This window comes from Priestia megaterium, from assembly GCF_041941685.1.
Classification (GTDB): domain Bacteria; phylum Bacillota; class Bacilli; order Bacillales; family Bacillaceae_H; genus Priestia; species Priestia megaterium_C.
Genome location: NZ_CP130962.1, coordinates 44,947 through 70,514 on the forward strand (window position 1 = coordinate 44,947; position 25,568 = coordinate 70,514).

General features: G+C 34.1%; 25 protein-coding genes and 1 pseudogene. 13 read left to right on the forward strand and 13 right to left on the reverse strand.

What is annotated here, in order from left to right; translation table 11 throughout:
* Positions 1–654: 654 nt before the first annotated feature.
* Together Q5794_RS29375 and Q5794_RS29380 are read right to left on the reverse strand one after the other, a co-directional pair.
* Positions 655–2,067, reverse strand: a complete 1,413-nt coding sequence (locus Q5794_RS29375) for an ABC transporter permease (protein ID WP_374989485.1) — start codon at positions 2,065–2,067, stop codon at positions 655–657.
* A 166-nt stretch (positions 2,068–2,233) separates the two neighbouring features.
* A pseudogene (locus Q5794_RS29380) lies at positions 2,234–2,491 on the reverse strand (transposase); the annotation flags it as partial.
* A 364-nt stretch (positions 2,492–2,855) separates the two neighbouring features.
* Between Q5794_RS29380 and Q5794_RS29385 the strand changes: the two are divergent.
* From Q5794_RS29385 to Q5794_RS29400, 4 genes are all read left to right on the forward strand, one after another.
* Positions 2,856–3,173, forward strand: a complete 318-nt coding sequence (locus tag Q5794_RS29385; protein ID WP_215055512.1) for a hypothetical protein — start codon at positions 2,856–2,858, stop codon at positions 3,171–3,173.
* 12 nt (positions 3,174–3,185) lie between these two features.
* Positions 3,186–4,319 carry an FtsK/SpoIIIE domain-containing protein gene (locus tag Q5794_RS29390; protein WP_374989462.1) on the forward strand — a complete coding sequence of 378 codons (1,134 nt, stop codon included), beginning with the start codon at positions 3,186–3,188 and terminating at the stop codon, positions 4,317–4,319.
* Positions 4,316–5,011: a hypothetical protein gene (locus Q5794_RS29395; protein ID WP_374989463.1), complete on the forward strand. Its 696-nt coding sequence runs from the start codon at positions 4,316–4,318 to the stop codon at positions 5,009–5,011. Before Q5794_RS29390 ends, Q5794_RS29395 begins: the two co-directional genes overlap by 4 nt.
* Positions 5,012–5,251: 240 nt before the next feature.
* A complete protein-coding gene (locus Q5794_RS29400) occupies positions 5,252–5,572 on the forward strand; it encodes a hypothetical protein (RefSeq protein WP_215055445.1) in 321 nt (106 codons plus the stop codon).
* Positions 5,573–5,919: 347 nt separating this feature from the next.
* Here the strand turns inward: Q5794_RS29400 and Q5794_RS29405 are convergent, their stop codons facing one another.
* The 6 genes from Q5794_RS29405 to Q5794_RS29430 form a co-directional block, all read right to left on the reverse strand.
* Positions 5,920–6,144 carry a helix-turn-helix transcriptional regulator gene (locus tag Q5794_RS29405; RefSeq protein ID WP_095380539.1) on the reverse strand — a complete coding sequence of 75 codons (225 nt, stop codon included), beginning with the start codon at positions 6,142–6,144 and terminating at the stop codon, positions 5,920–5,922.
* Between the two features lie 831 nt (positions 6,145–6,975).
* Positions 6,976–7,272, reverse strand: a complete 297-nt coding sequence (locus tag Q5794_RS29410; protein WP_215055447.1) for a hypothetical protein — start codon at positions 7,270–7,272, stop codon at positions 6,976–6,978.
* Positions 7,273–7,297: 25 nt separating this feature from the next.
* The gene (locus Q5794_RS29415; RefSeq protein WP_251034444.1) at positions 7,298–7,609 is read right to left on the reverse strand and encodes a hypothetical protein; all 312 of its coding nucleotides are present in this window, start codon (positions 7,607–7,609) and stop codon (positions 7,298–7,300) included.
* 129 nt (positions 7,610–7,738) lie between these two features.
* Positions 7,739–8,593 carry a hypothetical protein gene (locus Q5794_RS29420; RefSeq protein WP_215055449.1) on the reverse strand — a complete coding sequence of 285 codons (855 nt, stop codon included), beginning with the start codon at positions 8,591–8,593 and terminating at the stop codon, positions 7,739–7,741.
* A gap of 1,664 nt (positions 8,594–10,257) precedes the next feature.
* Positions 10,258–10,533: a hypothetical protein gene (locus tag Q5794_RS29425; RefSeq protein ID WP_251034446.1), complete on the reverse strand. Its 276-nt coding sequence runs from the start codon at positions 10,531–10,533 to the stop codon at positions 10,258–10,260.
* Between the two features lie 585 nt (positions 10,534–11,118).
* Positions 11,119–12,405 (reverse strand): replication protein, encoded by a 1,287-nt coding sequence (locus Q5794_RS29430; RefSeq protein WP_374989464.1) that lies wholly within the window; start codon positions 12,403–12,405, stop codon positions 11,119–11,121.
* Between the two features lie 2,412 nt (positions 12,406–14,817).
* Between Q5794_RS29430 and Q5794_RS29435 the strand changes: the two genes are divergently transcribed.
* The 5 genes from Q5794_RS29435 to Q5794_RS29455 all read left to right on the forward strand — a co-directional run bounded on the left by Q5794_RS29435 (position 14,818) and on the right by Q5794_RS29455 (position 18,159).
* Positions 14,818–15,213 (forward strand): hypothetical protein, encoded by a 396-nt coding sequence (locus Q5794_RS29435; protein WP_374989465.1) that lies wholly within the window; start codon positions 14,818–14,820, stop codon positions 15,211–15,213.
* Positions 15,214–15,234: 21 nt separating this feature from the next.
* The gene (locus Q5794_RS29440) at positions 15,235–16,080 is read left to right on the forward strand and encodes an STAS domain-containing protein (RefSeq protein ID WP_215055455.1); all 846 of its coding nucleotides are present in this window, start codon (positions 15,235–15,237) and stop codon (positions 16,078–16,080) included.
* 293 nt (positions 16,081–16,373) lie between these two features.
* On the forward strand, positions 16,374–16,844 hold the full coding sequence (locus Q5794_RS29445) for a hypothetical protein (RefSeq protein WP_215055457.1): 471 nt from the start codon (positions 16,374–16,376) through the stop codon (positions 16,842–16,844).
* A gap of 382 nt (positions 16,845–17,226) precedes the next feature.
* Positions 17,227–17,538 (forward strand): hypothetical protein, encoded by a 312-nt coding sequence (locus Q5794_RS29450; protein ID WP_251034448.1) that lies wholly within the window; start codon positions 17,227–17,229, stop codon positions 17,536–17,538.
* A gap of 249 nt (positions 17,539–17,787) precedes the next feature.
* Positions 17,788–18,159, forward strand: coding sequence for a hypothetical protein (locus Q5794_RS29455; RefSeq protein WP_374989466.1), 372 nt, complete (start codon positions 17,788–17,790; stop codon positions 18,157–18,159).
* Between the two features lie 998 nt (positions 18,160–19,157).
* Here the strand turns inward: Q5794_RS29455 and Q5794_RS29460 are convergent.
* Together Q5794_RS29460 and Q5794_RS29465 are read right to left on the reverse strand one after the other, a co-directional pair.
* Positions 19,158–19,340 carry a hypothetical protein gene (locus tag Q5794_RS29460; RefSeq protein WP_164797745.1) on the reverse strand — a complete coding sequence of 61 codons (183 nt, stop codon included), beginning with the start codon at positions 19,338–19,340 and terminating at the stop codon, positions 19,158–19,160.
* 145 nt (positions 19,341–19,485) lie between these two features.
* A complete protein-coding gene (locus tag Q5794_RS29465; protein ID WP_080743162.1) occupies positions 19,486–19,626 on the reverse strand; it encodes an FbpB family small basic protein in 141 nt (46 codons plus the stop codon).
* Positions 19,627–19,869: 243 nt separating this feature from the next.
* Between Q5794_RS29465 and Q5794_RS29470 the strand changes: the two genes are divergently transcribed.
* The gene (locus tag Q5794_RS29470) at positions 19,870–20,070 is read left to right on the forward strand and encodes a cold-shock protein (protein WP_013056497.1); all 201 of its coding nucleotides are present in this window, start codon (positions 19,870–19,872) and stop codon (positions 20,068–20,070) included.
* Positions 20,071–20,337: 267 nt separating this feature from the next.
* Here the strand turns inward: Q5794_RS29470 and Q5794_RS29475 are convergent, their stop codons facing one another.
* Positions 20,338–20,541: a cold-inducible protein YdjO-related protein gene (locus Q5794_RS29475; protein WP_215055460.1), complete on the reverse strand. Its 204-nt coding sequence runs from the start codon at positions 20,539–20,541 to the stop codon at positions 20,338–20,340.
* Positions 20,542–20,873: 332 nt separating this feature from the next.
* Between Q5794_RS29475 and Q5794_RS29480 the strand changes: the two genes are divergently transcribed.
* The 3 genes from Q5794_RS29480 (at position 20,874) to Q5794_RS29490 (ending at position 21,999) form a co-directional block, all read left to right on the forward strand.
* Entirely contained in the window at positions 20,874–21,188 is a 315-nt protein-coding gene (locus Q5794_RS29480) for a hypothetical protein (protein ID WP_374989467.1), read from the forward strand.
* A 206-nt stretch (positions 21,189–21,394) separates the two neighbouring features.
* The gene (locus Q5794_RS29485) at positions 21,395–21,745 is read left to right on the forward strand and encodes a hypothetical protein (protein ID WP_162215314.1); all 351 of its coding nucleotides are present in this window, start codon (positions 21,395–21,397) and stop codon (positions 21,743–21,745) included.
* Positions 21,746–21,792: 47 nt separating this feature from the next.
* Positions 21,793–21,999 carry a hypothetical protein gene (locus tag Q5794_RS29490; protein WP_162215313.1) on the forward strand — a complete coding sequence of 69 codons (207 nt, stop codon included), beginning with the start codon at positions 21,793–21,795 and terminating at the stop codon, positions 21,997–21,999.
* A 541-nt stretch (positions 22,000–22,540) separates the two neighbouring features.
* On the opposite strand, the gene Q5794_RS29495 is transcribed toward Q5794_RS29490, so the two are convergent.
* A complete protein-coding gene (locus Q5794_RS29495) occupies positions 22,541–23,962 on the reverse strand; it encodes an IS4 family transposase (RefSeq protein WP_215055461.1) in 1,422 nt (473 codons plus the stop codon).
* Between the two features lie 324 nt (positions 23,963–24,286).
* Positions 24,287–25,549: a glutamate-5-semialdehyde dehydrogenase gene (locus Q5794_RS29500; protein ID WP_214989317.1), complete on the reverse strand. Its 1,263-nt coding sequence runs from the start codon at positions 25,547–25,549 to the stop codon at positions 24,287–24,289.
* Positions 25,550–25,568 lie beyond the last annotated feature (19 nt).

A 25,568-nucleotide genomic window follows, 5' to 3' on the forward strand; every position in this document is an offset into this window, starting at 1 on the left:
AGGAATATAATCATAAAAAGTATAATAATGTAGTTGTGGTTAAACTAGTCAATTGACACCGTTAAACGTGACTGTTAAAACTTAAATTCTTAAAAGTTGGTTTGTAGATTTCCTTCAACAATTAAATCAAATAGTTTCGTGCTTCCTTCAGGATTTATAAGTAGGAAGTGAAAATCAGAATAGCAAGAGGACTGTGAAAATTCATACATTTTTATTTAACTCTTTTTTGATTAATTCGCGAATTGTTTCATTTCGGTTTTGCAGTCTTTTTTCGTGCCAGTATGTTTCAATAATTTACTTAAGGTGGCATTTTATTTCGAGAGCCGAATATTGAAAAAACGCGCTTGATTGTTGAAGATTATTGCAAAGCCTTATTGAACAAAGGCTTCCTCCACCTTCTAATAATTGAGCGATTAAAAAATTTTTAGCTTTTCTATACTAGGGGTCACGTCATCAAAAGTGAAAAATTGTACGTTTAGACACATTTTAGCCGGTTACCTGTACGTTAAGGAACCGGATATTGTTATTTTCTTACTTTTTGAACTGTATTTATTAATTGGACAATGCTGCTATTATGGCAGCATTTTTTTAAATGTACAAAATCTAGAAATATGCAAAAAATAATATTATTACTATCATCTTCAAGCAATAATATTATTTTTTATTTTTGTCTAATGATTTCAATGCGTTTCGGAACTCATCATCATTCATTTCCTGTTTCTCTTTATTACTGCCTTTAGCTAAATTGCACACTGCTTGACGAAACATTCCATCTTTTTCTCCTATATGGTGACTTTCCCTTTGCTCGTGAGTAGATGGTTCATGAGGAATTTCATTTCCCACCTCTACTTCAATTTTCTTTCCACTTTCATCAACAACTGCTTCTTTATATTTTTTAGTAAGATTAATGAATATAATAAGAATCGCTAATGTCAAAACAAAATAGACGGAGAGTGCCAATAAGGCTGGTCCAAGTCCTGCTTCCAATCTTCCGTCATAATAAAGTAATGCCCTTATTCCGTCCACAATATATCTTGTAGGCAGAATATAACTGAACAGTCGATGGACGGTAGGTAATGTTGATAGAGGAAATGCCCCACCACTGGAAAATATACCCATAAAATTTACCGGGAACATTACTAACATTCCCCATCCACCTAAAAATACTGCTATCGTTTTAAATAACAAAAACATGGTCGTACAACTAAAGAAAGTAAACAGGAATATCGTCCAAATATTTGAAGCATGTGCACTCCCAAAAATTCCAAATACCCCTAGTTGAATAAAAATTGAAACACAGAAAGTTAAAATGATACCAAAAATTATTTCTGATGTAAGGACTTCAGATTCACTTAATGCAGATCCCCTTTTCTTCAAAATACCATTACTTCGCAAAAGATATCCATGTATCATATTTGCCCCCAACATTCCAGTAATAGATGATATAAGGGCCATGACAAACGGTGTCATTCCTTTATTAAGATTAACCGGCAGCCTCAGTACATTTTTGGAAACAACCTGTACGGGATTTTCTAATAATGAAGCATTCTCTGGTGCTACTCTCATTCCTTTTTGCAGTAATTCATTTTTTAGTTGACTACTAATTCCTTTAGAAGCAGTTAAAGCGACTGTCTGAAGGGTATTACTCGCAATGATGGATGCAGTTTGCCCAATCCCTTCGTTCAATAAAATTTCTAAATCAGCAGGTTTATCATTTGTAAGACCGGAAATAAGCGTATCATGAACTCGACCAAGACTTTTTGAATAGTTTGAAGGGATAATTAATGCGCCATATGCCTTGTTATTTCTTATATCTGTGAATGCTTGTTTCCTACTTTTATCAACTTCCCATTTAAAGGAGTTTCCATTTTGCTTTTCGATAAGATTTAATAATATGGCATCGCCAACTTTTCCCTTATCTTCATTTACAACAATTAGAGGAACATCAGACATGTTTTGTTTTGCACCTTTAAATATAGGCAGATATACAAATACCATGACTAACATTAATAATGATATTAACCAAATTGGAAACCATGAGGAGCTTAATTTAAACAATTGTTTCACGATTCAATTCCCCTAACAATGGATATTTTTTATCCATTTTATTATGTCCAGTTTGGTATCGATTATTAGGTTATCAAAAGACATCTTTCATAGTTACAGGAACGTTTCTTTTGTTTGGGAAAATTGATATTTCTTCAGTCTTTTATTTTCATAAAGACTTTCTGAGTTGTCGCATTTGAAACATCGTAGAAGAACAGAGGAGAATACCAACGAGTTGTCCATATAAATGGCACTCTAGGTGTTCCCTTTTATTATTTTTATATTCATCAATTTCAAAGAATGACTTCCACGTTTTAAACAAAATCTCAATCTGCCAACGAAGTGAATACAATGCATACACGAAATTCGTTGGTACTTCTTCTAGCGAAGTGTTTGTAATATATACATTCATGTCTATTAAACGTTTACTTTTATCCTTCATGACATTTATCTACTTTATTAAACATAGAAAGAAGAGAATATATGAGCGATTAGGCCACCCCCCAGTATATAAAAGACAAAAATAACTTGCATCACTACCTACCCCTTACCTACCGCAGTAAGGGTTCTTTTTTATTTTTTGAGTGGACAGGCAAGCTTACTGAAGTAGCTACATAGTATCTAAAGAATTATTACTCCATTACCTAATTAGTAGCTAATTCAGTAACGTTAACGCGTTAATACAAGCTGTATACGCCTCGTGAAGCCATTCATGGAACCTGTAAGGGAGCTGAGCCGAAGAGGTGAAGGGGGCGACCGGATGCGTTGAGCTGAAATCATTCATACATGAAAGGCAAAAAAATTAAAGAATGAAAGAAGGTACCAACACGAGAAAAACAAAAGGATTCACCTTTCGAAAAATCTTCCCTTCATTTACCAAACCCTCTCTCACGAGACCTCGTCCCATCAAGGCGTATTCCTTTGTTCCGTTTAGTCCACTTGCCATGCTTGACCCCACTATTTTGACCATAGGAGGTATTGTCTTAGGAATTGCTATCATTGAACGCATATTAGAGCGATGGGGTGTGATTGATCTTGTGGATCAGTTCACAAAAGTGATGCGCTTTATCTTGCCTGTCACGTTCTATATCGCGTTGATTTACTTTTTTGCGACTTTTATGTTTTGAGGAGGAATGTGGATGTTTGAAAAACTAAAGCTGCGTGGCCAATTGATTAAAGCGTTTCGTACAGCAGAGATTTATCGGATCACAAAGCGTGGGGATCGTACCTCCTATCAATTTCCGAAGATCCATCGGATCGATCATCAGCACACCTACACTCGGTATGCTTTTTCCTTACTGAACGGTATTGATCCTGAACTTTTAACTAAAAAAAGATGGGTCTTACGACAAGTATTAGGCAGCAATATTGAAGTGAATGGCAGCTTAAAGAACTTTAGTATTACTGTTCATCACAAAAGCCTACCTAAGATGCTCAATTATAATTATGAAGTCATTCATCCTCATATAGAGAAAATGGAGCTTCCGGTATGCATTGGTCAAGATATCTATGGAAACCCCGTTTCGTGGGATTTTGCCGACTTAGAAACCTTATTGATATCTGGCGAAATTGGCGCAGGAAAAAGCAGCTTAATGCGTGTGATTCTAACCACTTGGGTGAAATACACCTCACCTGCTGATCTACGCTTAGTCTTAGTGGATCTCAAACGAGCTGATTTGGGCTTATTTAATGGGATTGAGCATGTGGATGCGCTTTGCTTTGAGGCAAAGGATATGAGAAAACCTTTTTCTTTATTACGAGCTGAAATGTATCGAAGAGGCGATTTATTGTTAGAGCATGGCGTGACGCATATCAGCAGGCTACCTTTTAAGCTGCCTCGTATCGTTGTGGTAATTGATGAAATGTCCATTGTAAAAAGAGAAACGGATCTTGTAGAGATGATTCAACAATTTGCGAGTCAAGGTCGTGCCCTAGGTGTTCATACGATTATTGCCATGCAGCGTCCTGATGCCGATTTGTTGAATTCAGCACTGAAAGCAAACTTACGGGTTAGGATCTCTGGAAGGCAGGCCGATGCGATAAATGCGAAAGTAGCCGGAGTAATCGGCGCAGAAGAAATCGATGCAGCTGCTAGAGGCCGTATGAAGATTAAAATTGATGAGGTAAAAGAGTTTCAAGCCTTTTTCTTAGATGAAGGAGCTTGTAAGGAAATACTTTCTCCTTATAAGACGTTGATACATGATCCAGAGCCGAATATAGAAGTTGCACCACAATCCATCTTTGGATTACTAGAGAAGGAGGAGCAGCGATGAGTTTCCGTTTATCTCAACGTGATAAAGACATCATAGCGTTTATTAATCAATTCAGAGCTGTGGATCGAGACTCATTAGTTGACCTATTCTTTAAACAACTTAAATCGCCCGTAAATGCGTGTAATAGTGTGATGGTACGTTTATATCGATTAGGGCTAATTGAACGCACACAGCAGTATTCTCCATCCGTCTATTTACCAGTAGATGCGAAGATTAAAAAGAACTCTCAAAAAATACTTCATTTTCTTTCCATTCTAGATGTTTATAAGCAAATGTGTACGTATAGTGTACCTAAACAAGTCATTGTCGAAGATAAGCCCACCGGACGAAAAGGAGGGATTGAACCAGATCTCTTTTGCATCTTTAAAGGATCTCCGTTTTGGATTGAAATTCAGAGAAATCAGTATTCTGAACAGAAAATGCAGGCGAAGATTAGCCTTTATGAAGAGTTTTTCTTTTCGAATGATTGGAAGGCGTTACACTGGCAGCCAGAGGACCGATCAGCCATCTTCCCTTCCGTCATTTTGATTACGCCTATTCGGTATGCTGTTAATTCGGATCATATTAAGATTATACAAGTTGCAAGTATTTATGAATTGATGGAGAAATACAGAAGTTCAGCTAAACAGCAAAGAGATGGAAAACCAAGAACATCAGCTTCTTCTGGTGGAATTAAAATTAACTTAACATAGAGTGCTAGAAAAGTGTTTGTAATTACACAAAAATAGGCTACCTCAGAAGAATGAAAGGAAGCCTATTTAGATAAAATCGCTAGGCTTAGATAAAGTGGAATAAATCCAAGCATCTGCCGGAGATGAAACTGTCATACGCGAAGAAGGCAATGGATTTGCAGACTGGTATTGAGAAGGGTTAATACGTATAATAAAAGGGAATCAGTAGCAATATCATGGCGACCGAGGAGGTGAGCGAATATGAGTCTACGAGAAGAACTACTGGCGCAGGAATATGACGAAAGAACAAAGCCGAGAGGGTTCGTATACTTCATAGATGCTGATGGCCAAGTTGTCGCTAAGACTTGCCGTAAATGCCGCGAATTAAAACACGCAAAAAACTATCATTATAAAAGCGATGGATTCGGTCAACTTGGACCATACTGCAGAGTTTGCGTTTCCGTTCGCGACCGGGATTATTACGTTAAAAATAGAGAGCGAGTAAAACAAGTTAAAAACGCTTATTACCATAGGAAAAGATCTGAGCAACTTTCTTTTAATTTATTCGGCGATAACGAGTAGTATCACGGCGGCTAGTGAGGTCGCTTTTTTGTTTACATACTGATAAATTAGCAAAAATATCCATTAAAAGTGTTTGTGACATGCCTCAAGGGTGCCAGGACGTAACAGGTAGGGATTAGGAGGAAGCTACGCAGGAGGCCTCCGTAAAAGCAGACGTTTTGAAGCGTTACGAAGATAAGAGTAATTCATTGATTAAATACATAAAAAGCAAGATGAGCGATTTGATAAGCAGGAACATTTTAACCGCGAATTAAAAACAGGCTTTTAAGCTATTACTAAAGCCTGTTTTTATATACTTGGAGAAACAAAGCCTCTAAAGGAATAAAAAAGAATTGTAATAAACATATTTAAATATCCCAGAAATCTTCGCTCTTAATATTAGGATCGATCCGTCTTAATGCTTGTAATATCTTTTTCATTGTTCTTTGTGTAGGCAACCTTTCGGAGTTGTTTACTAAATCACCAATCGTACTTCTACCTAATCCTGACTTTCTTACAAGCCATTCTTGATTAATGTTTCTTTTATCAATCCATTTACCAAGTCTAGTTCGCCTTTTTCCTAACCCGAACATGATAGATACCCCTTTACTTGTTATTACTCTAGTTATGTCCAAATTTCACTAAAAATAAAACGTTAAAAATGAGTCATAATGGACAAGTCAATACCATATCCTTTATTAAGACATCAAAATAAAACATAATAAGGAAAATAAGCAGAGGCCATTAAAATCTTTTAGAATAATGTCGATATTTTTGTCATAATCATATAGCATGAATACAGTTAAGACCGCCTTATACACTAATACATAATGGGCGGTCTTTGTTGTGAATATTCATAGATATATATAATTATCATAAAAAAAGGCACGCATTATAGAAATGCGTGCACACTAACAAAGAATCTTGAATATTAGATAATAGGGATATTACCTATGAAGAAAAAACCTATGAAAAAGGATTGCACCATTATTTTATCAAAGGAATACTTGCCATTGAATATGGCGATAACATCAATTTATTGGATGCAAATGGTACATATTGAGGAAATTAGTTACAATTAATATTATTTATTGAATAGTAAATCAGAATTTTAAAATAAAAGTTCTTATAATCAATAAGCCTATTTTTTTATGGAAAACGTGTTCTTTTAGAATAAAAGATTATATACTTTCAGTGTAACGTTTTATTATTTGGAGAAAATTTTTGTGAGAATTCTTTTTTATTGGTTGCTACTTGCTCTTTTGTAATGTTTAACAAACTCCTCATCCATTAGGTGTCCTGTACACCTCACAAAATTAATGACCTTTTAAGCTTTCTCAAGGATTGGTCATGTCTTTGTACCGCAATCTTTGGACGTAGCTACACCAATTAACCTTTCCATCTAAATCTTTCTTATAAATGATCTAATTTTCAGCTGCATTCCCTGCTTGATTAAAATATTTAATCGTTTTGATATCCCCATTTTTAAACACAATAATCTTTTCATCTCCATGAAAGGACACTTCTTTAATTTCTTTTTCATTGTCATCTTCGGGCTCTTCGATTGAATGAACGAGACAATGGACGGCTTGATCTAACTTTCTATCAGCTGTATTTAAAAAGGATACATTCAGGCCTAAATTTGCAAGAAACCCTCGATGCTTTTCCAATTCATCAGACGCTTTTTGAATATATTCAATCGCTTTTTGTTTATTGTTCATTTAGTAGACTCCTACACCCTTATTTTTAATATTCATAGACAACCGGAACTTGGTCCATTTTAATAATCTTAGCCACAACATAACGACGATAGCCGTCTTTTAAGACCTTAGATTCTTTATCAATCGTTAAGGGTTCATCTAGATAACCAGTACGCTTCACAAATTCAATAACTTTTTGCATTTTTTCGGGGTTTGATCGTGTTTTTAGGGACTCGTCAGGCACCACAATTTTATCGAAACCCAACACATCCTGTGTCCCTTTGGGCTGAGTGGATAGCTGTTTCTTTTGTGGCACAACCTTTTTCCATGGAACAGGCGCTTCTTTCGTTTCTGACATTAACTTGAAGCTTTCTTAGATAATTTTGATTTTTTAACGTGGGATAAAATAAGGTGTAAATCTTTTATAATCTAAAGAAACTAAGCTTTTAGCAGCTGAGTTTCTTTAAATAAATACTAGCTTCTCTATTTACTTACCGAACAATCTAGAAATAAAGCCCTTCTTTTCATTTGTAATAGCTATTTGCTCTTTAATTGTCTTAAGTTCTGTAAGCACTTCCTTCAATTGTTCCTCTCTTTCATTTAATTCCTTTTGAAGCTCTTTTTCACGAGCTTCATTTTTCTTCTGTTGTTCTACATAAGAATTTTTTATTTCAGAAAGTGTTTTTTCGTTATTCTCTTTTGAAGACTTATCTTGTAGTTGTAAAGTCTGTATTTGGCCAAGTGTGTTTTTCATGGTTATTTCCTGGCGTTCCAAGTACTGAGACATTATAGTTCTTATCCGTTCCTCTATCCGTTCCTCATGTAGGAGTAAGTGTCTTGCAAGAAAATCCTCTATCCGTTCCTCTATTTTTTTACTTAGTCGTTCCTCTATTCGTTCCCCTAGACTGGCAATTATTCGATTCTCTACGTTACCAAGTTCATGTCTCAATTCATGGATTACATCTTTTAGGATAAGATCGTGAACTTCTTGTTGGGCTTTATCACGATCATTGTCTCGTAAATAAGAAGATATTTCTTTAGTGTCTCTATCTATGGGAGCATAGTCATTTGCAATTATTTCTGCTACTTGAGACTTTGTAATATTTGGTTGACTTAAAAGGGATTGAAATTTACGTAACGCAATTACATCGTGTTCCGTGAATGCCCGATTATCGCGATTTTTTCCATCCTTGACCTTTAGAAATTTGTATCCGTTTTTTTCTAGTTCTAAGCACCATTTTCTTAGATAACTATCACTAATCCCTAATGATTCAGCAACTTCCCTTGTCCAATATGCTTTTGGTATTTTGTCACTAATCCCGTTCCACTGTTCTTCATTCATAATTAGTTTCCTCTCCTTTTTTGCTAAAATAATATAGCCTTTATGAAAACACTTATTATGTTCTTTAAACGTTATGCACTGAATATTATTTTGACCATCGATGAATATTCAAATATGTAAAAACCTTTGTTAAAAGAAAGAACGATTCCCGTTCTCCCGTTCCATTATATAGAAATAAAATAAAACACAAGAGAAAAAGGCGTTCCGATTCAATAGAATCCTATCTATATGTCCAAATTTAGAAAAGTCGGGACTCCAACATGGAACTATTCCCGTTCCAATGTTCTGTTGACAGCTTCCTAATACAAAGGATAAAAACGTAGCTAACTCTACTATATCTTTTATATTATAAATTAAATTTTATATTAAAAATACATTTTGATAAATCATTTTATGTAATTCAACTAACTCTTTTGGCTCTATTAACTTATATAATTCCCCTGTATTCCTTCTGATCTAGAAAGTATTTTATATTTTAAATAAAAGGAGTATACTTAAAAAGTTAAATTTTTATCGTGCAATTATTTTCCTAGCTTGAATACACTACGATAGAAAGAAATTGTAGGGAGATTTAAAATTAAAGTAATATTAAAGCGTTCCAAATTAAACACTTACTATTTGTATATCTTTTTATTATTAAATTTACAACATTATTATAAAGGAACAACATCCTTTCCACTATTCTGCCTTTAAAATTAGTGTCCTTTCTTTCTTCGATAAAAGAGGACCTGTTGTATAAAAATATCTTTCATGTTCTCTTAACGTTCTAAGCTGGTAATCATTTTTATAAGTGATGAGTTATTTAAATATACCCAACCATTGATTTATAGGCAAGAACGGTTCCCGTTCCAGTAAGTCATTTATCAGGTCAAGTGCGATATTCAAAAGAAAGAAGCGTTCCTTTTCAAATGAAATCTATTCCTGTATATTAAAGCTAAGATAAGTTGTAATTTAAATATGGAACGATACCCGTTCTACCATTCTTATAAATTTTGAACAAATAAGGATGCGATAAAATTGCGTTCCAATGAACTTATATAAACAATTATAAAGTTAACAAGTTCTCCTTTAGTTGAACTTGTTAACTTTATAACAACAAACATATAAGAAAAGAATTATTTTAGTTTAACTTAAGATTAACTAAGTAGCTGAATTCAACTGATATAAGAATTCACTTGGATTTTTCTTAGTATTAAATAGAGAAAAAATTTAAAGCTTCATATTAGTCTGCCTCTAAATAAGTAAAAAAACAGATTTTTTGATCTGTTTTTTAAAATTAGCTTATCAAAGAGTTTAGGCGTGTATTATAAGAGAAACTCCGTGTTTCTATTCTGTGTATTTTATGCCATTAAGTCTCATAAACAATGTTAAGGGGGGCCATATAAGCTCCACCTAAAATTCCAATATAATTAAGTATTTTCTTAAAAGAAGTGTTTATATAGTAATTAACTATATTCTATTAGATCTACCTATCTATTTAATAGTAGCTTAAGAATTTTAGTTTATAACTTAACTAACCCCAAAAGAATACTTGGGTCCTATTAAGACTAAGACAAATTCTGACGCATCAATTAAGAAAGTAGAAATAGCTTTTTCTTATTTTTCAAGTTAAGGTATGCTATTACTTTTTATGGATTAATTGTTTATCTTTTCCTATTAAGATGTTATTTTTGATAATTATATACAATAGGAACTTTCTCCATTTTAACGGTTTTAGCCACAAAGTAGCGACGATAGCCAGCTTTTAAGACCTTAGAGCCTTTCTCGATGGTTAATGGCTCATCTAAGTCTCCAGTACGCTTCACGAAATCAACGACCTTTTGCGTTTTTTCGGGGGTTGGTCGCGTCCTTAAAAATGCTTCGGGAACGATAATTTCATCAAAGCTCACAACATCCTGTGTCCATTTTGGCTGAGTAGATAGCTGCTTCTTTTGTGGCACAGCCTTTTGCTCTTGTACAGGTGTTTTTTTTGCTTCTAGCTCTGCTGTTTCAGCCTTCTTTTTCTCTTCTTATGCTATGGGTTGAGAGACAGGACCTTGAGTTTCTGCTCGTTTGGCAGATTCACTGCTCTTTCGTGCCTCAGAAAGCTTAGAAGCTTCTTGTTTTGCTTCTTTTTTATCTTTTGACTCCTTCGCTTCTTTATCGTTTTTATTTGGAAGAACGGTAATCTGAAAGCAGATGTCGCTAATTCCCCCTGGGCACTCGTCAATTGGAATATCTAATGTCGATTCCCCTTAAATTAAGATTTTTTCATGCATAATACTTTTTTTGTTAGACCGGTTTTATTAAAGGCTTTGTTCGCAACAAACACGGTATACGAAATAAACGTACTCTTCTTTAAACCTTTAGGCGCAGAAGGTGAACCTTTTCTCGCGGACCTGTCGCAGATCCTGTTAGGGTCATTTTATGTGGCATTGTAATCTCCTCCTACGTAGATATATAGTGATTGTTTATTTAGAACATATATCTAAATAAACATAGTCTGTCAAAATATCAGCTTCTAAGGGGTTTCTACATTCTTTTAATTAAGAAGCTGAGCCTTTTAACAAGTTATATTGGTGCAGTAAAGCCTGTTCCTCTGGTGTTAAGGCTTGTCCAAGATCCTGTTTCAGCTTCGCTATTTCTAACGGGCTGTAAGTAGAACTGTGCTCTTGGAGTAAGTTTTCTTCTTCTGGTGTTAACTCTTGCCCTAAATCCTGCTTTAATTGAATCATTTCAAGTTGTTGATCCAGAGAAATAGTTACTTCTTGTGTATACTCATTTTGCTCCTGTTCAGCTTTTAACCAAGCAGGAATCATTTCCTTACGTATGATATGTTTAGGCATAAATCGTGCTGCTGTTTCAGCTTCAGTATGTATGTCTGACTCAGATGATTGTTCTTCTGTATTCCCTTTTAGTAGATTAGTAAATTGATTGTAAGCAATTTGATAAACAAGACGGCACATTTCATCCAGTGATAGGGTAGTACCCTTATGATTGGCCTCATGGACATATTTATCTAAGCCTACGATCGTTGTATAAGCGACTTCATGTACTTGTTCTTTCACAATCTCATTCTCTGTATCTCGTTTCACAGCTTTTGCAGCATTTTGAATACGAGCATAAAAAGCTTTTAGTTGATGACCATATTTACCTGCATAGACTTGATTTACTTTTTTGGGCACACCTTTGATATACGCAAATGACTGTGAAGCAGATATTAAATGATTATTTATATGATTTACAGGTAAATCAAGGTTAATAAAGGAGGACGATTCTTTTTGGCCCTCAAAGCTTGGTGTATCAACGTTTTCGGCACTTTCTGGACTTGTCACAGGAGTTGTCACAGGAGTTGTCATTTCTTCTTGTTGAAGCGTTTGGACACCAGTTGTATCATGGGCAAAAAAGATTTCATCACAAATTTGATTAAAATTCGTATGGTTTTTAAGGACAAAGACATAGCTGTCAGGATGAGCACCTGTTGTATCTTCTTTAATGTAACGTGCCACAAGTATAAAGGGTGTATCTTTTAATGATTTTACAAATCGAGAAACCGTACTTTTAGATACGTTGAATTTTTTCATAAGGGTTTCTGAACGGATCGCCTGAATACCCGTAGCTACAAGGTTATAAATCACGTGATCTAACATTTCCATACGTTTTTTAGGGAACTCTTTATGTAAGGCCAATTGTTGTTGTTTAAAATGAGTACGAAGGGTTTCTAAAAACGCTTCTTTCTTTTTACGAAGGGTAGGTTTTTGTTTCCATAACCATGTGAATGGTCTATTGAAGGTCTCTACATCTTTTAAATAGCAAGTCAATAGCTTTGTCATTTGTTCATCTTCTCCTTTAAGGAACACAAAAAAGACATTGCCTCCCTTGTAAAAGGAAAACAATGCCTTGATTTAGATGAACTAAGCCCTTGAAATAGATGTCAATTTCGTATAAAATAAAACCATAAGTTTTATTTTGTACAAAACTAACTCTATTAACAAGAGACTTCGACAAGTGTTTTCCCTACCGTAAATAGGGGGACGGTTTAAGAGTGTTACCCGCACTTCTTAAACAGTTGAAGTCTTTTTTCTATTCCGCACATTTTTGTTAATTCAATTATAGCGTTAAGTCGTCTCATAATTCAATAAAAAATTAGCAAAATATATCAAAACAAGTATTTTTAGCTACGAGTGATCCTATATTGCCGCAGGAATCACCTTTATCATATACGAGTTTTTTAGAGTAGGGGAGGGGTATTTTTTTACCCCTCCTCAAATATTAATAAGTGTGTTAAAATGCTACGTTTTTAATAACATCGAAGATTTATTGATTAGTACAATTTCAATGATAATCGCAAATAGTTCTTCTGGGTAGGGTGATTTTTTGTAGTCCTTTTTTGTAAAAAGGGTGAGAAAAAATCACCCTATGCAAAGAGTTAAAAATATGATAAAAGCAGTTTCTACCTCATGTAGAAACTGCTTTTATGTTAAATTCTGAGGGAGAAAATTGTCCTGTATCCCTGGCTATTTGTACATGTTTATTGGCATTGTTAACGCTAAGTTACCGTTTAGTGAGTTCCTTTTTTAAATTATTTTTCAACTCAGTGGAAGCAGCTTCTGTAAGGATTGTTAAATCCCATTCTTTCTTTTGTTCGTATTTGAATCTGTTGTAAACGTCAGCTAAAGCATCGCCAGGATATCTGATTTGTTTTCAAACATGTAATCTTGAATGTATTAATATGTGACTTTATCGAGTGAAATCATCTAGATTTTGTATTTGTCATCGCCATACTTCCTTATCAATTCTTTTAACATATCATTTAAGTTTTCCATCGAAATTGCACAGCTTTCCTTCATCTTACCGTGGGCTTCAATTAAATTCTCAAGATGTCTTTCCCGGTCAAATTGTAGATTGAAAATAGATCATGTATGAACCTAATTCTTTGAAGATTGCTGTCACGATTGATCATGTTTCTTTGCCTACTCATCAAATTTTTTAACAGCAATAGGATCAACATTTCTTATTTTAAGTTCCCTATTTTGTTTGAAATTCTTAAAATACTGGTGCCCCTTAAAAAATAAGGAGAAGAGCATAAGGGGTTTTTGCCCCCACAGGCTGTGTGGGGTTAGGCAGAGCCTAACAAAACCTTGGGTACAAAGAAATGTTTGCAAGAACCCCTTCAGCGCACCCTCAAATTGAAGGACAGTCCCTTCACCGCACCTTCAGTGACCGCAACATTTGTGCCAGAAACCCCTTCACCGGCCCTTCATAGTTGATAAATGTCCCCTCAAGGGTCACTTCATTTTGAAATGTTTTTTGAAAAAAATAAGACAGAAGCAAACGATCTTTTTTTATTTCTTTCGCACGTTCATGGTCAAAACGGCTATTTCTTTCTGCTTACAATACAAGTGATTTACGCGTGCTTTTTTACCATTTATGAATCAATTTTTATTCTATAAACGATTACCGTTCTAAAAAAATACATGTTCACAAGGCATCGATATTTATTTTTTTCATGTTCACATGAGTTAGAAAAAGATTTTATAAAAAAGAAAATGAAAAGCTATGGAAAAGCTGAGACAGAATCAAAAATTGTGATAAAAAAAGATACGATTCAATCTAATGATGAAAGCATTTAGCTCTATTAAGGTGACCAAAAAAGTCTACAAGAAAAGATCCAAAAATTAAGTGAAAAGCAACAAGATTGTGCCATGAAGTGAAAAAACACATGTTCACAGTAGGTCAACATGTGTTTTTTTGAGGTTCACAGCAGGTTCACATGCTCAATTTTCACGTTCACAGTAGGTTCACGTGAAGGAGTTTACGTCAACAGTAGGTTCACATTCAACAGGTTTTCTTGTACCCACGGTTTTGCTAGGCTCTGCCTAGCCCCACACCTATGGTGGGGGCAAAAACCCCTTATGCTCTTCTCTCTTTTGTAGTAGGGAATCACAATTTACAGGAAAGGAACGAATATCATGGATTTTTTCTTACAAAATGTTGATCCAATTGCCTTAAGAAAAATAGGTGGAATCGAATAGAAAAGAAAGATTTCCCGCCAGGATTTCTTTAAAAGTCGATTTAGAAAGGAGGGAGGTACTGAGAGAGAGAATGGATCATGATAAGGGAAGAAAAGAGAAATCATAAAATGGATTTACGAAATTTTTTGCATGGAATAATGAATCACATTATACAAAAAAAGAAATACAGGACAAGAAATGGAACGTTAAAAAGAGCAGGAGGATATTTAAATGCCAAACTATGTTATTATATCTCTTATCGCAACCTTAGCAATTATTATTGTATTTCAAGGAATTGGTAAGATGAATAAAAAAGTAGAAAGAGACTATATTGCGAAGAGTCCAGAAAAAATTCAAGAGTATATAAAGAGAAATGAAGAGCTTTTAGAAAGAACAAATAAACTAAATAAGAAAATACTTATTTTTTTAACTTTCACCATTATTGCAGTAATTGCTGTATTTATTTTATTTCCGGTTTTTATACCTATATTTTTCATAGCATCTTTATTTGCATTTACCCTACTAATTTTAAATATTATCTTGAGAAGTAGCTTAGAGTATAGGTTGAAATTTTTTAAAAATTTATCTTTAGAAATTAAAAATAAAAATAGCAATTTAAACGGCTAAAAGAACAGGAGTTAATTTGAAATGGATAATTTGCACTTTCTAGGAGAAAAAATCTTAGAAAAAAAATATGAAATTGCACAAATGGTACATACGCATAGATTGGCTAATCTTAAAGAGGTAAAAGACGTCAATGTTACAAAAGAAGAAATTATTGAATTGAGAGCAAACTTCATCAGTTATTTTGGGCAGGCTCTCATGGCAAAAAATGATCAAAAAACAATTTTTGATCAAATAGTGAAATGGGCAAAAGAGTCAGGAGAATTTGCATCAAATCTAGGTATTTCTCTGAGTGAGGCTTTAGAAGATACGACCTATTACCGAAAGTTCATATGGGAAGTCCTTAAAGAAGAAATAAGAAATCATAATATATCTACAGACACAATATTTGAATTAATCACTATCATTGATCCTTTATTAGATAAAGCTGTTTATGTTTTTAGTTTGACGTATGTAAATATTCATCAAGAAACACTAAAAAAAGCAAAGAGTGCTTTCCTTGAATTATCCGTACCGGTGGTCCCAATCACCAAAGGTATTGCTATACTACCACTCATCGGAGAGGTAGATACGGAAAGAGCAACGCTTTTACTAGAGGAAACATTAAAGAAAGCAAATGAACTAAAATTATCCCATTTGCTATTTGACCTCTCCGGAGTGATGATTGTAGATACCATGGTTGCTCATCAAATTTTTAAAATTGTAGACGCATTAGGTCTTCTTGGAGTAAAAACGATATTAATTGGTATCCGTCCAGAAGTTGCCCAGACAATGATTCAACTAGGAATTGATTTTAGCAAAATAATGATAAAAGCAAATCTAGAGCAAGCGCTTCTTGGTTTAAATTTAACTATAGATACTTTAGAATAAATGATCTTATCCAATTTGGATGAATAAAATGCAGATGAATCTCATATATATCTTTAGTTAGCGCAATCACCGTTATCGGTAATCATATATTCATTCTTTGAGTATTTCTGTAATAATTAGTTTCTTTTTTTATGTTTATTTTTTAATACAACGGGTAAAGTAATATAATGGATTGGAACTTTAAAAGAAACATGTCTTTATTTGTTAAAGATTTGTTTCTTTCTTTTTATTAAGGGATACCAACTATATATCCTTAATTAGGATATGTATGAAGATGATGGGAGAATTTTTAAATGATACTTATTAAAAATCAGAAAGAAGTCATTCGAGAAGCAAAATATCAACTACATACAACTATGGATGACTATCAAACAAAAATTATTTCCATATTTGATAAACAAGATATACCTATGAGTAAACGAATTGATTTAATGATTCTTCTATCAGACATAAAAGAGCAGGCTGTATTGATTGGAAAACAGGCTGCAATTAAAGGGAAATCAGAATACGAAGGACAAAATCAATTAATTACAGAAGTTGTAGATGAAGTTCCCTTCCAATACAGTGAAAAAACGGTAACTGATTTAGAAAATAATATACAAATTATCAAAAAGAAGATTGAGGATATGGCAAGAGAGTATAGATTAGATTCTGAACTAGTTAACCTAAAAGCCCTTTTACTTAATTTAAAGGTAACTAGTTATATAAATGGGCATTATGAAATGTATGTAAAAGATAATACTTTATCTAGTAAAAGATCCTAGTATGCTGAGATCGTTTTATTTGATAAAATGATTAAAATTTTATATTTGGAGTAAACTATCCAAGATGCAATAGAGCGTCGCCTAACGACTACCATTCAACGAACAGAAAAATACTGCCTCTTTTAACTGGGAAGAGGCAGTATTTTTCTGTTTTTACACCATATATCATATGCATTTTTAGTTATCATACTATCTCTTATAGGCAGTAATAAGCTCGTGAAATTGAAAAAATATAAGCATCGCAATAGAGTTGAGCTCTATGTGAGTGACGTAATTAGAACTGTCAAAATTACAGTAAAAGAGATGTAAATAAAATATATGTTTAAAGGGTAAAGATAAAAAGTGCCTTATTAAAATTATATTTTTGAGGAGGTATTTACAATTGAGTAGTACATCTAGATTCAAAATGCAGATTTACAGTCCTCAATGGGGGGATAAGGACCTTTATCATTTTAAAAAAACAAAAAGAGGATGGGAATTTGAAAACTATAGATGTAAAGGTGAAGTAGATAAAGGGGGTAATCCATTATTTTATAAAGCCCTTGTTACTGAATCTCTTTCATATCCTAATCACTTAGAGGAATATCTCTCCATTGTTTGGGGAAAAGTTGAAGTTTTAAATAAAGAACAAGTTCAGAATATTTTTGATGAAATATCTAAATGGATATCGGCTAACAAAAATGACCTCAATTAACCTATTATAATTCTGAAAAACTGTGTACAGTCATGGGAATATTAACGGTTGGATCTGAGTCGACATACTGGACACGTTAAACAGAGGGAAATACAAAAAAGGTTTCGGTTTAACACTTAATATATATAGTTTTATAGAGAACGGAATATTTATAAAAAGTCAAATGGACCTCCAAAATAGAACATAATCTAGCTTACTAGATGGTGCAACTTGCTATAATGATAGTACTGAGAACAAGGGGGATCGTACATGAAAGAAAGGATAAAAGAAATCATTATAGAGTTACTTACACAGAGGAATGATAAGGTTTCATTTGCTGATATCGAACGTATATTGGAACGAAAAGGTATAAGTTATCAAGGGGATTACAGTATTCATATGCCAAGTAATAAAAACGTAAAGCTGTGGGTAGGGATGTCTGAATATTTTTGTAAGGCAGTCGTAGAGTTAATGTTTGAGGATCGTACGATTATCCCTCGAAATGTTCCAAGTACATTATATATATTTGATGGTAAGATACCAGACTATCCAGTGGCTGAAAATCTACATCATATGTATGAAACGGAAAGATGGTTTCCTATAGCATTTTCGCTTGGAAACCTGTACGAGGAGGAAATTTAATCAAAAAAGGAAGCCTTGCGCTGATAGGGGAACAAAACTCTCTTTTGTTGTAAACAAATGATGAGTAGGCTTACAATATGACTAAAGAAATGCTTTAAGGAAAGCTTAAAATCCGAGAAACAAGAACAGGTACAAGGAGAGATTTTTTGAACATTACTAATGATAGTTGATACATTAAGGATCATCAGTTAGAAGAACTCACGTACTTATTTTCTGAAGAAGTTAGAGAAAGCAATTGATGTATTTATATTTTAAAAGATGATGACGGTTTTCAGGATGTCTCTTTACATATCGATGTTAAGGAACATTTTTACTCTAAAATTCAGCGAACGATAGAGGGATCATATAGTGAGGCCATTTGTTTATATCCAGAGAACATTATCTTTTTAATAGAAGAGCGCTTACTTCAGCATTCTTCTGATTGGAATGAATTTTATGCGAATATTGCTTTTTTGCTTTCCCATGAATTAAAACATTTTCAACAGTCTTATTTTTTAGAAGATCGTATCTTTATCATGCTTCAAGATTATAACCTGGATTATGTGATCGAATTACTAAGTGGACAAATAGGTTGTGTGGCTTGCATTGGTCAGAGCAAGATGCCTATACTTATTCTCTTCAGTTTGTTACAAAGCACAAGGAAGCCATTATAAAGATATTTCAATTAGAAGGTTGGCTTTTTTTCTTTGGATGTCATATTGAGGTTAACTATGAGAAGGAGTGAAAGAGATATAAGCGTGAATTAACCTTTGTAGATCAAGTAATCTGGACCATCAAAGATTTATTTTGAAAACGAAACATGTTGATTTAAAGTAAATAGCGATTAATGGAATCTCATCATAAAACATACATAGATAGACGGAACTGAATTAGATAAAAAGAGAGTAAACCATCTTTTTTATTTGTTTGCTCTGTGAGAAAGTATTGATCATAGATAGGGGGTTCTGAGGTAAAAGTATTAAAATGTTGAAAAAACACCCCTGAACGGGTGCTGTGAATTAAAGTAGTTCATCGTTCTGATTTTTTAGGAACTTGCTTTCTAACTCTAATTGCTTCATTCGTCGTTGTAATCCTAAATTCTCTAAGTCTTGTTCTAACTCAGAAGATAAATCAGTTTGTTCTTTAGTATTCCTCGTTTGTTCTCTAGAAGTTGCCAACCTCTTTTGCTCTTTTGAGTTCATATTAACAGCTCCTTTCTTGTGACTTTCTAGATTCGACATAGCAGATGAAATATCCTGTAAAAAGCCATTTACCTAGAAATGCAATAGCAGTACAATACAAAAAAACATCCGTTTACAGTTTACATAGGATGTTTTTATTCTACTCTTATTTCGTTTTCATCTTTATAGCCTGCTCCTGGCGAGCTTCAATTTTTTCTTCAATCTTTTCCATGACCTTTTTATCTTCTAGTATTTTATGTCTGTTTTCATTGACTAGGTTTTGAAAAGAGGGTTTTAACTTTCTCATAATGGCACTTCTTTCTCACTGTTTAGTTTAGTCCGTAGACAAGTATGATTATAACGGTTAAATGAAAAAAAGCAATTATTTGCTATCAATATTCCTATGTGTTACACTATATTTAACTTGTTTTTGTTCGGTATAAGATTGAGAGAAGAAAAAACCTTAAACAGAAGTTTTTATCTTGAAATAGTATGATTGGGCAAGAGAGGTAATACATTTGTGGAGTATTCCACAGCAGGAGGCAACATTATGACACAAGGTACAGTAAAATGGTTTAATGCAGACAAAGGTTTCGGTTTCATTGAAATCGAAGGCGGAGACGATGTATTCGTTCATTTCAGTGCTATTCAAGGTGAAGGTTTCAAATCATTAGAAGAAGGTCAAAAAGTTACTTTTGATATCGAGCAAGGTCAACGTGGAGCACAAGCTGCTAACGTTCACAAAGCATAATTAAAAGTGATAAAAAAAGGACTCCTTGTGAAGGAGTCTTTTTTTTATGGTCTTATAATTAGAAAACCATGATTTATCTACTATAATTCAATAGGAAACCCAGGCTTTAAAAAAGCCTGGGTTTTAGACAAGACGATCGATACAAGGTATAACTAGTTATAACATACAATAGAAATAGAAAGCAAATGCAAATAAATTAACTATGTTTTCAATTAAATTAAATAATATAGTAGTAATTTTTGATCTATGCGATAGCATTGGTACAAATTATCTTCGATGGGGATTAAGGGGGATTTTATTAATAAGTCGTTCTCCAGCTTCCATGTGATTTCCACACAAAGGGCATTTTTGGTGGTTGTCGTAAGAGAAATCTTTTCTCATCCAGCCCTTACAATCTTCTACTGTACATTCCAAAACCTCTGTTTGTTCTTGAGCTAAAGGTTCTTGATTTCTTTTGCCGTAATAATACATACTAACATCACTACTCCTCTCATTATAGTATACCTTATAAAGGAGTGATAAATACGTTATACCTTTTAATGCATACGTATTTTATCAGTATCAGTCTCTTATTTAAAATTTATAAAATAGGAGTAAAAGGGTTAAATCTGGACATTAAGGTATAACCATCAATGTTTGATTAATAATAGTGAAAGTGATGATAAAAATATAATAAAGAGCAATTTGCATTTGTAAACTGCTCTTTTATTTATGTATATTCATGTGCAATACTCCCTGGGCATTATTCTAAAGGAATCCCTCTTTTTATGTCGAAAATTAGTAAGTATTAAGGAGGGGGTTAGATGCCTAAAGATTTAGTGAAAGAACTGTTAGATAAAGGCTTTAAAGTAGTGGACTTAACATGTGTGGGCACTATAAATATCATTTCAGCAAAGGAACTGTCTTTAGAAGAAATAAGTACTGACGCCATAGTTGGCATGCTATCACTAGATGAAAACAGCATTAAGTTTTCTCTTGACGAAGTACTCCCTTATTTTGAGGCAAGCACTAAACCATTAGCTGGATATATCAATTCAGAAAGCAAACTGCCCATAATGGAGGATGCAATTATTGATTACAAAGTGTATGTTAAAGAAGCAATTCTTCAGTCTAAGTAGTCAGCAAAGGAGCAGTTTGTACTTGTAAACTGTCTTTTTATTTATAGGAGATAATTGACTGCTTTTAATTAAATACGATATGGAGTTCTAATGTGAAAACTTCAAAATACTTGCGGCTAATCTCCCTAACACTAATGCTAGCAATCTAAAAATGAAACTAACATCCCATGCTATAATAGATACAAACTAAATACTAGGGGCAATGAATGATGGAAGAATTAAAACAAGAAGATCAAGGTGCAGGTAAACTGTATGAGAAAGGGTTTAAGTGGATGCGTTTTGTAAGCTTTTTTATGGTTGTGAACCTGATTTTTACCGTAGCTTTAGTAGCAGTTGCCTTAGTAGGCCCTCAAATTCAAGAAACTTTTCAATGGGTAGCATTTGGTGTATATGGGTTTACAGTACTTTATCTCATCTTTATGCGTGAAGTAGCTTTTAGAAAGACATATGGATCTTTGGTAGTTTGGATGCGAACTGTATGGAATTTTAGCTTTATTGCTAGTGCGTTCGGGGCCGTCACTATGTTTGTGGGAAACACTCACTGGACTTTATTTTAAAGGGATTGCCTGTTTATGTTGAAAGTAAAAATAAAGGAGGAATACATATGAATCCATACGAACAATTCCAATTAAATAAAGAAGTAGAAGAGATGGCTAAACAACGAATTGAAATCCATAAAATGCGAATGGAATTATCTGAAGAGCTGGAAAACAACTGGGATAATAAAGAACTTCAAGATAGAATCATTGAATTAGAGGAAGAAAGCCAAAAACTTAAGAAGAAAATTGAGGCTTTACAAGCTAACTTTTAAGTATCCTTTCAGGATGCTTTTTTGGATTAAAGTGTTTTTACCAGAGCTATATGTGTGAACTTAAGTGAATTACTACTTTCTTAAGCGATGTCTAGAAGTTTTTCTATGAATGGGCTCAGAGTCGAGATATTCAGTTTAGAAAAAAGACAAGTAACCTATTGCTTGCATTGGAATAACTACAAATAGCAAGCATCACCTATTTTGCTAGCATGTCTAACACCATAGAAATACAAAAGGGGATTACTGCCTTGCCCCGTAAGCTTTTACCCTATTATAAAATATCGTCTCTTTCATTCCTATTTCCTTCATAAAGGCTACAGCAGTGATTTTTTTAGGTGTCTATTTTTTTAAAAGTCTATCCCATTTTTTAGAAAAGTAATAATGGGGTAGCTTTCTTTTTTATTAGGGGGGCGCCCCATGCCCATCAAGCTAACAACCTTAATTACTAGAAACGAAATAATCCTTGTTTTAATCTAGCGAGTGCTGGAAAAGTAGGCATGCCAAAAAAACTTATTAAAACGCGATTTTTTTGCTAGGCAGCTTATCTATGCTTCACCCTCGTTTCATACACAACCCCTAGAATATCAAAGACGGTCATCTTCTTATACCGATGACATTTACGACCGTTCTTTTTGAGTAGCTGATAAAGGCGATGCAGAATTTTCAAAAGTTCTTCTGTGCCAACAGCTATCGCTTGAAACAGTAACGGAAAGTAATCTTTAATCATATAAATCGCTTTGTATTCACTCAACTCCTGCTTTTTCTTTTCAAGTAGAAGCTGTCGCATTTGAAACATCGTAGAAGAACAGAGGAGAATTCCAATGAGTTGTCCATATAAATGGCACTCTAGGCGTTCTCTTTTAATATTCTTACATTCATCAATTTCAAAGAATGACTTCCACGTTTTAAACAAAATCTCAATCTGCCAACGAAGTGAATACAATGAATGCACGTAGTTCGTGGGTACTTCTTCTAGTGACGTGTTCGTGATATATACATTCATACCCATTAAACGTTTACTTTTATCCTTCATGACAATGCCTTTCTTCTTTTCACGTATCGCTTGGTTTTTCAGGCGTGTTTGCGTTTGATCGTCAGTTAAACGATGGATAATGACACGTGCTGGAAGCTTCTGATTTTGGCCAATGTATACCTCGGGGATTTCCATCGTTTCACCAGGAGTTAGACTAGACATCATTTGTGCCATATCAAGCTGGATGTATTCTGTTTGCTTTTTTAAGGTGCCATTTTTGAAGTATTCTGGTACAGGATTCTTGATATAAATACGTGTATTCAGCTTCAACCGTGAGATATAGTAAGCCTCTTTATCATGAATAGCTTGTAAGTCTCCTAAATCAAAGTAACCAAGATCGCGCAAACATAAATCACCCTCCTCTACGGTTTCAAGGCAGTTGGTACCGTATGTTTTATCATTGATCTTTCCTGATCCTAGCTGTACGTTTAAAAATTGACCACTTAATAAATCGTATTCCAATTGGATTTTCACCCCTGCAGTATTACTACTCCCTCCAGAGCCTTGATAATCAGTAGCGAAGGAATCAGGTAGCTGAAACACAGTCGCATCTAAAATCCGAATACGTTCAAAAGCAGAAATCATGTGTGAAGAAAGCGATTGATTTAAACAGAGTTTTTGTGTTAGGAGTGAAGTAAAGATTTCTCGGAGGAATGCGACAGCTGCAGGATTAAAGCGCTGATTGAGTCCCTCTTGGCTCATTAGTACACCTGTCGAAGCCTCTAAACGACTACATAGTTGCGTAAGTGATGTACTAGCGACTTCTTGGCTGAGCCAAACGCAAAGAGCGATGAGTTCATCTGCTTGATACTTACTAGATCGCTGTACAAAACCAACTTGTTTGGCGATTTCTTGTAGGACTATTGGAGATAAAAAGCGTTGTAATTCTTGTGCGAAAAGTGTTAGTTCACTAGAGATGATAGGATTCATAAAAAAACACCATCCTTTCTCGTAAACTTCTTACGATAAGCATAGCGTTTTTTCATTTTTGAAGGTATCGTTTTAACTTAGCTGATGGGCATGTGGTGATACCCTAATAACAAGAAAAGCAGCAGACACTACCACACACAAACATAGAGATAGAGATTAATCTATTCATATGTTTTCACCTTTTTAATGGGTATTAAAAAGGCATCAAGGTTCTTCCCTTAGATGCCTTTTGGCTATTTTTATCTTTTTAATTTACTTTATTCTAGATAACATCGTAATAATCTATAAGATATTTAAAGAAATTTTAAATAACATTGTGACTAATTAAAGTCGAATTTGTCCGTCTCCATTGACATAATATTTTGTCGTCGTTAAAGCAGGTAACCCCATTGGTCCTCTTACATGTAGCTTTTGTGTTGAAATGCCAATTTCGGCACCATATCCAAATTCAAAGCCATCTGTAAAGCGTGTTGAGGCATTATGATAGACAACTGCTGCATCAATAACATTTAAGAATTGTTCAACATTCTTTGGCGTTTCCGACACAATACACTCGGAATGTTTTGTACCATATTGATTAATATGAGCAATGGCTTCTTCAACACTATTTACAGTTTTCACACTGATGATTAAATCTGAAAATTCTTTTGCATAATGTTCCTCTGTTGCTTTGAGGGCTGTTGGAAATGATTTACAAACTTTTTCATCTCCATAAATTTTAACTCCAGCAATTGATACCGTTTCAAGTAGTTCTTTCCCATAATTATTAAAGAATTCATCATGGATTAACAAACTTTCAATCGCATTACATACTGATGGACGCTGAGTTTTAGCATTTAGTACGATTGGTCTTACAATATCGTATTTTGCGGTTGCATCAACAAAAACATGGCAGTTACCAGCCCCTGTTTCAATAACAGGCACACTTGCTTCACGTACCACTAAATCAATTAAATCTTTGCCTCCACGAGGAATTAAAAGGTCCAAATACTCTGTTAAGTTAAATAATGTTTTAGCAGTTTCGCGTGACGTATCCTCGATTAAAAGTACCGCATTTTGAGGGAATTGCACACGTTTCAATGCTTGATGTATAGACGTAACTAAAGCCATATTGGAGTGTTTTGCTGAACTAGAGCCACGCAGTAGAACTGTATTTCCTGTTTTTAAAGACAGCGTAGCTGCATCAATGGTTACATTCGGACGGGCTTCATAAATCATACCGAGGACACCGAGTGGCACACGTCGCTTACTAATAATCAGTCCATTATCCTTATTTATGCGTTCCAATTCTTCTCCTATTGGATCGGGCAAATTAATTACTAAATGAATTGCATCACTCATGGCTTTAACCCGTTCTGGATTCAGCATAAGACGATCGATTATGGACTCAGATAACCCTAATTTATGAGCATATTCAATGTCTTTTGCATTTTCTTTTAGTATAAACGCTTGATCTATTAGTAATTGCTCTGCAATTGCTAATAGTGTTGTATTTTTTTCTTCAGTTGTTTTATTTTGCATTTCTAAACTTGCTTCTTTTGCAAGCTTTGCTTTATAAATGACTTCATTCTCAATAGCTGTACTCATTGATTTTACCTCCTATACA

What these genes read in the sequence shown, in the direction of transcription:
- Q5794_RS29385 (WP_215055512.1), top strand. Translation starts at nt 2,856, where the DNA reads ATGAAAGAAGGTACCAACACGAGAAAAACAAAAGGATTCACCTTTCGA.
- Q5794_RS29390 (WP_374989462.1), top strand. Translation starts at nt 3,186, where the DNA reads ATGTTTGAAAAACTAAAGCTGCGTGGCCAATTGATTAAAGCGTTTCGT.
- Q5794_RS29395 (WP_374989463.1), top strand. Translation starts at nt 4,316, where the DNA reads ATGAGTTTCCGTTTATCTCAACGTGATAAAGACATCATAGCGTTTATT.
- Q5794_RS29400 (WP_215055445.1), top strand. Translation starts at nt 5,252, where the DNA reads ATGAGTCTACGAGAAGAACTACTGGCGCAGGAATATGACGAAAGAACA.
- Q5794_RS29405 (WP_095380539.1), bottom strand. Translation starts at nt 6,144, where the DNA reads ATGTTCGGGTTAGGAAAAAGGCGAACTAGACTTGGTAAATGGATTGAT.
- Q5794_RS29410 (WP_215055447.1), bottom strand. Translation starts at nt 7,272, where the DNA reads ATGAACAATAAACAAAAAGCGATTGAATATATTCAAAAAGCGTCTGAT.
- Q5794_RS29415 (WP_251034444.1), bottom strand. Translation starts at nt 7,609, where the DNA reads ATGTCAGAAACGAAAGAAGCGCCTGTTCCATGGAAAAAGGTTGTGCCA.
- Q5794_RS29420 (WP_215055449.1), bottom strand. Translation starts at nt 8,593, where the DNA reads ATGAATGAAGAACAGTGGAACGGGATTAGTGACAAAATACCAAAAGCA.
- Q5794_RS29430 (WP_374989464.1), bottom strand. Translation starts at nt 12,405, where the DNA reads ATGACAAAGCTATTGACTTGCTATTTAAAAGATGTAGAGACCTTCAAT.
- Q5794_RS29435 (WP_374989465.1), top strand. Translation starts at nt 14,818, where the DNA reads ATGCCAAACTATGTTATTATATCTCTTATCGCAACCTTAGCAATTATT.
- Q5794_RS29440 (WP_215055455.1), top strand. Translation starts at nt 15,235, where the DNA reads ATGGATAATTTGCACTTTCTAGGAGAAAAAATCTTAGAAAAAAAATAT.
- Q5794_RS29445 (WP_215055457.1), top strand. Translation starts at nt 16,374, where the DNA reads ATGATACTTATTAAAAATCAGAAAGAAGTCATTCGAGAAGCAAAATAT.
- Q5794_RS29455 (WP_374989466.1), top strand. Translation starts at nt 17,788, where the DNA reads ATGAAAGAAAGGATAAAAGAAATCATTATAGAGTTACTTACACAGAGG.
- Q5794_RS29460 (WP_164797745.1), bottom strand. Translation starts at nt 19,340, where the DNA reads ATGAACTCAAAAGAGCAAAAGAGGTTGGCAACTTCTAGAGAACAAACG.
- Q5794_RS29465 (WP_080743162.1), bottom strand. Translation starts at nt 19,626, where the DNA reads ATGAGAAAGTTAAAACCCTCTTTTCAAAACCTAGTCAATGAAAACAGA.
- Q5794_RS29470 (WP_013056497.1), top strand. Translation starts at nt 19,870, where the DNA reads ATGACACAAGGTACAGTAAAATGGTTTAATGCAGACAAAGGTTTCGGT.
- Q5794_RS29475 (WP_215055460.1), bottom strand. Translation starts at nt 20,541, where the DNA reads ATGTATTATTACGGCAAAAGAAATCAAGAACCTTTAGCTCAAGAACAA.
- Q5794_RS29480 (WP_374989467.1), top strand. Translation starts at nt 20,874, where the DNA reads ATGCCTAAAGATTTAGTGAAAGAACTGTTAGATAAAGGCTTTAAAGTA.
- Q5794_RS29485 (WP_162215314.1), top strand. Translation starts at nt 21,395, where the DNA reads ATGATGGAAGAATTAAAACAAGAAGATCAAGGTGCAGGTAAACTGTAT.
- Q5794_RS29490 (WP_162215313.1), top strand. Translation starts at nt 21,793, where the DNA reads ATGAATCCATACGAACAATTCCAATTAAATAAAGAAGTAGAAGAGATG.
- Q5794_RS29495 (WP_215055461.1), bottom strand. Translation starts at nt 23,962, where the DNA reads ATGAATCCTATCATCTCTAGTGAACTAACACTTTTCGCACAAGAATTA.
- Q5794_RS29500 (WP_214989317.1), bottom strand. Translation starts at nt 25,549, where the DNA reads ATGAGTACAGCTATTGAGAATGAAGTCATTTATAAAGCAAAGCTTGCA.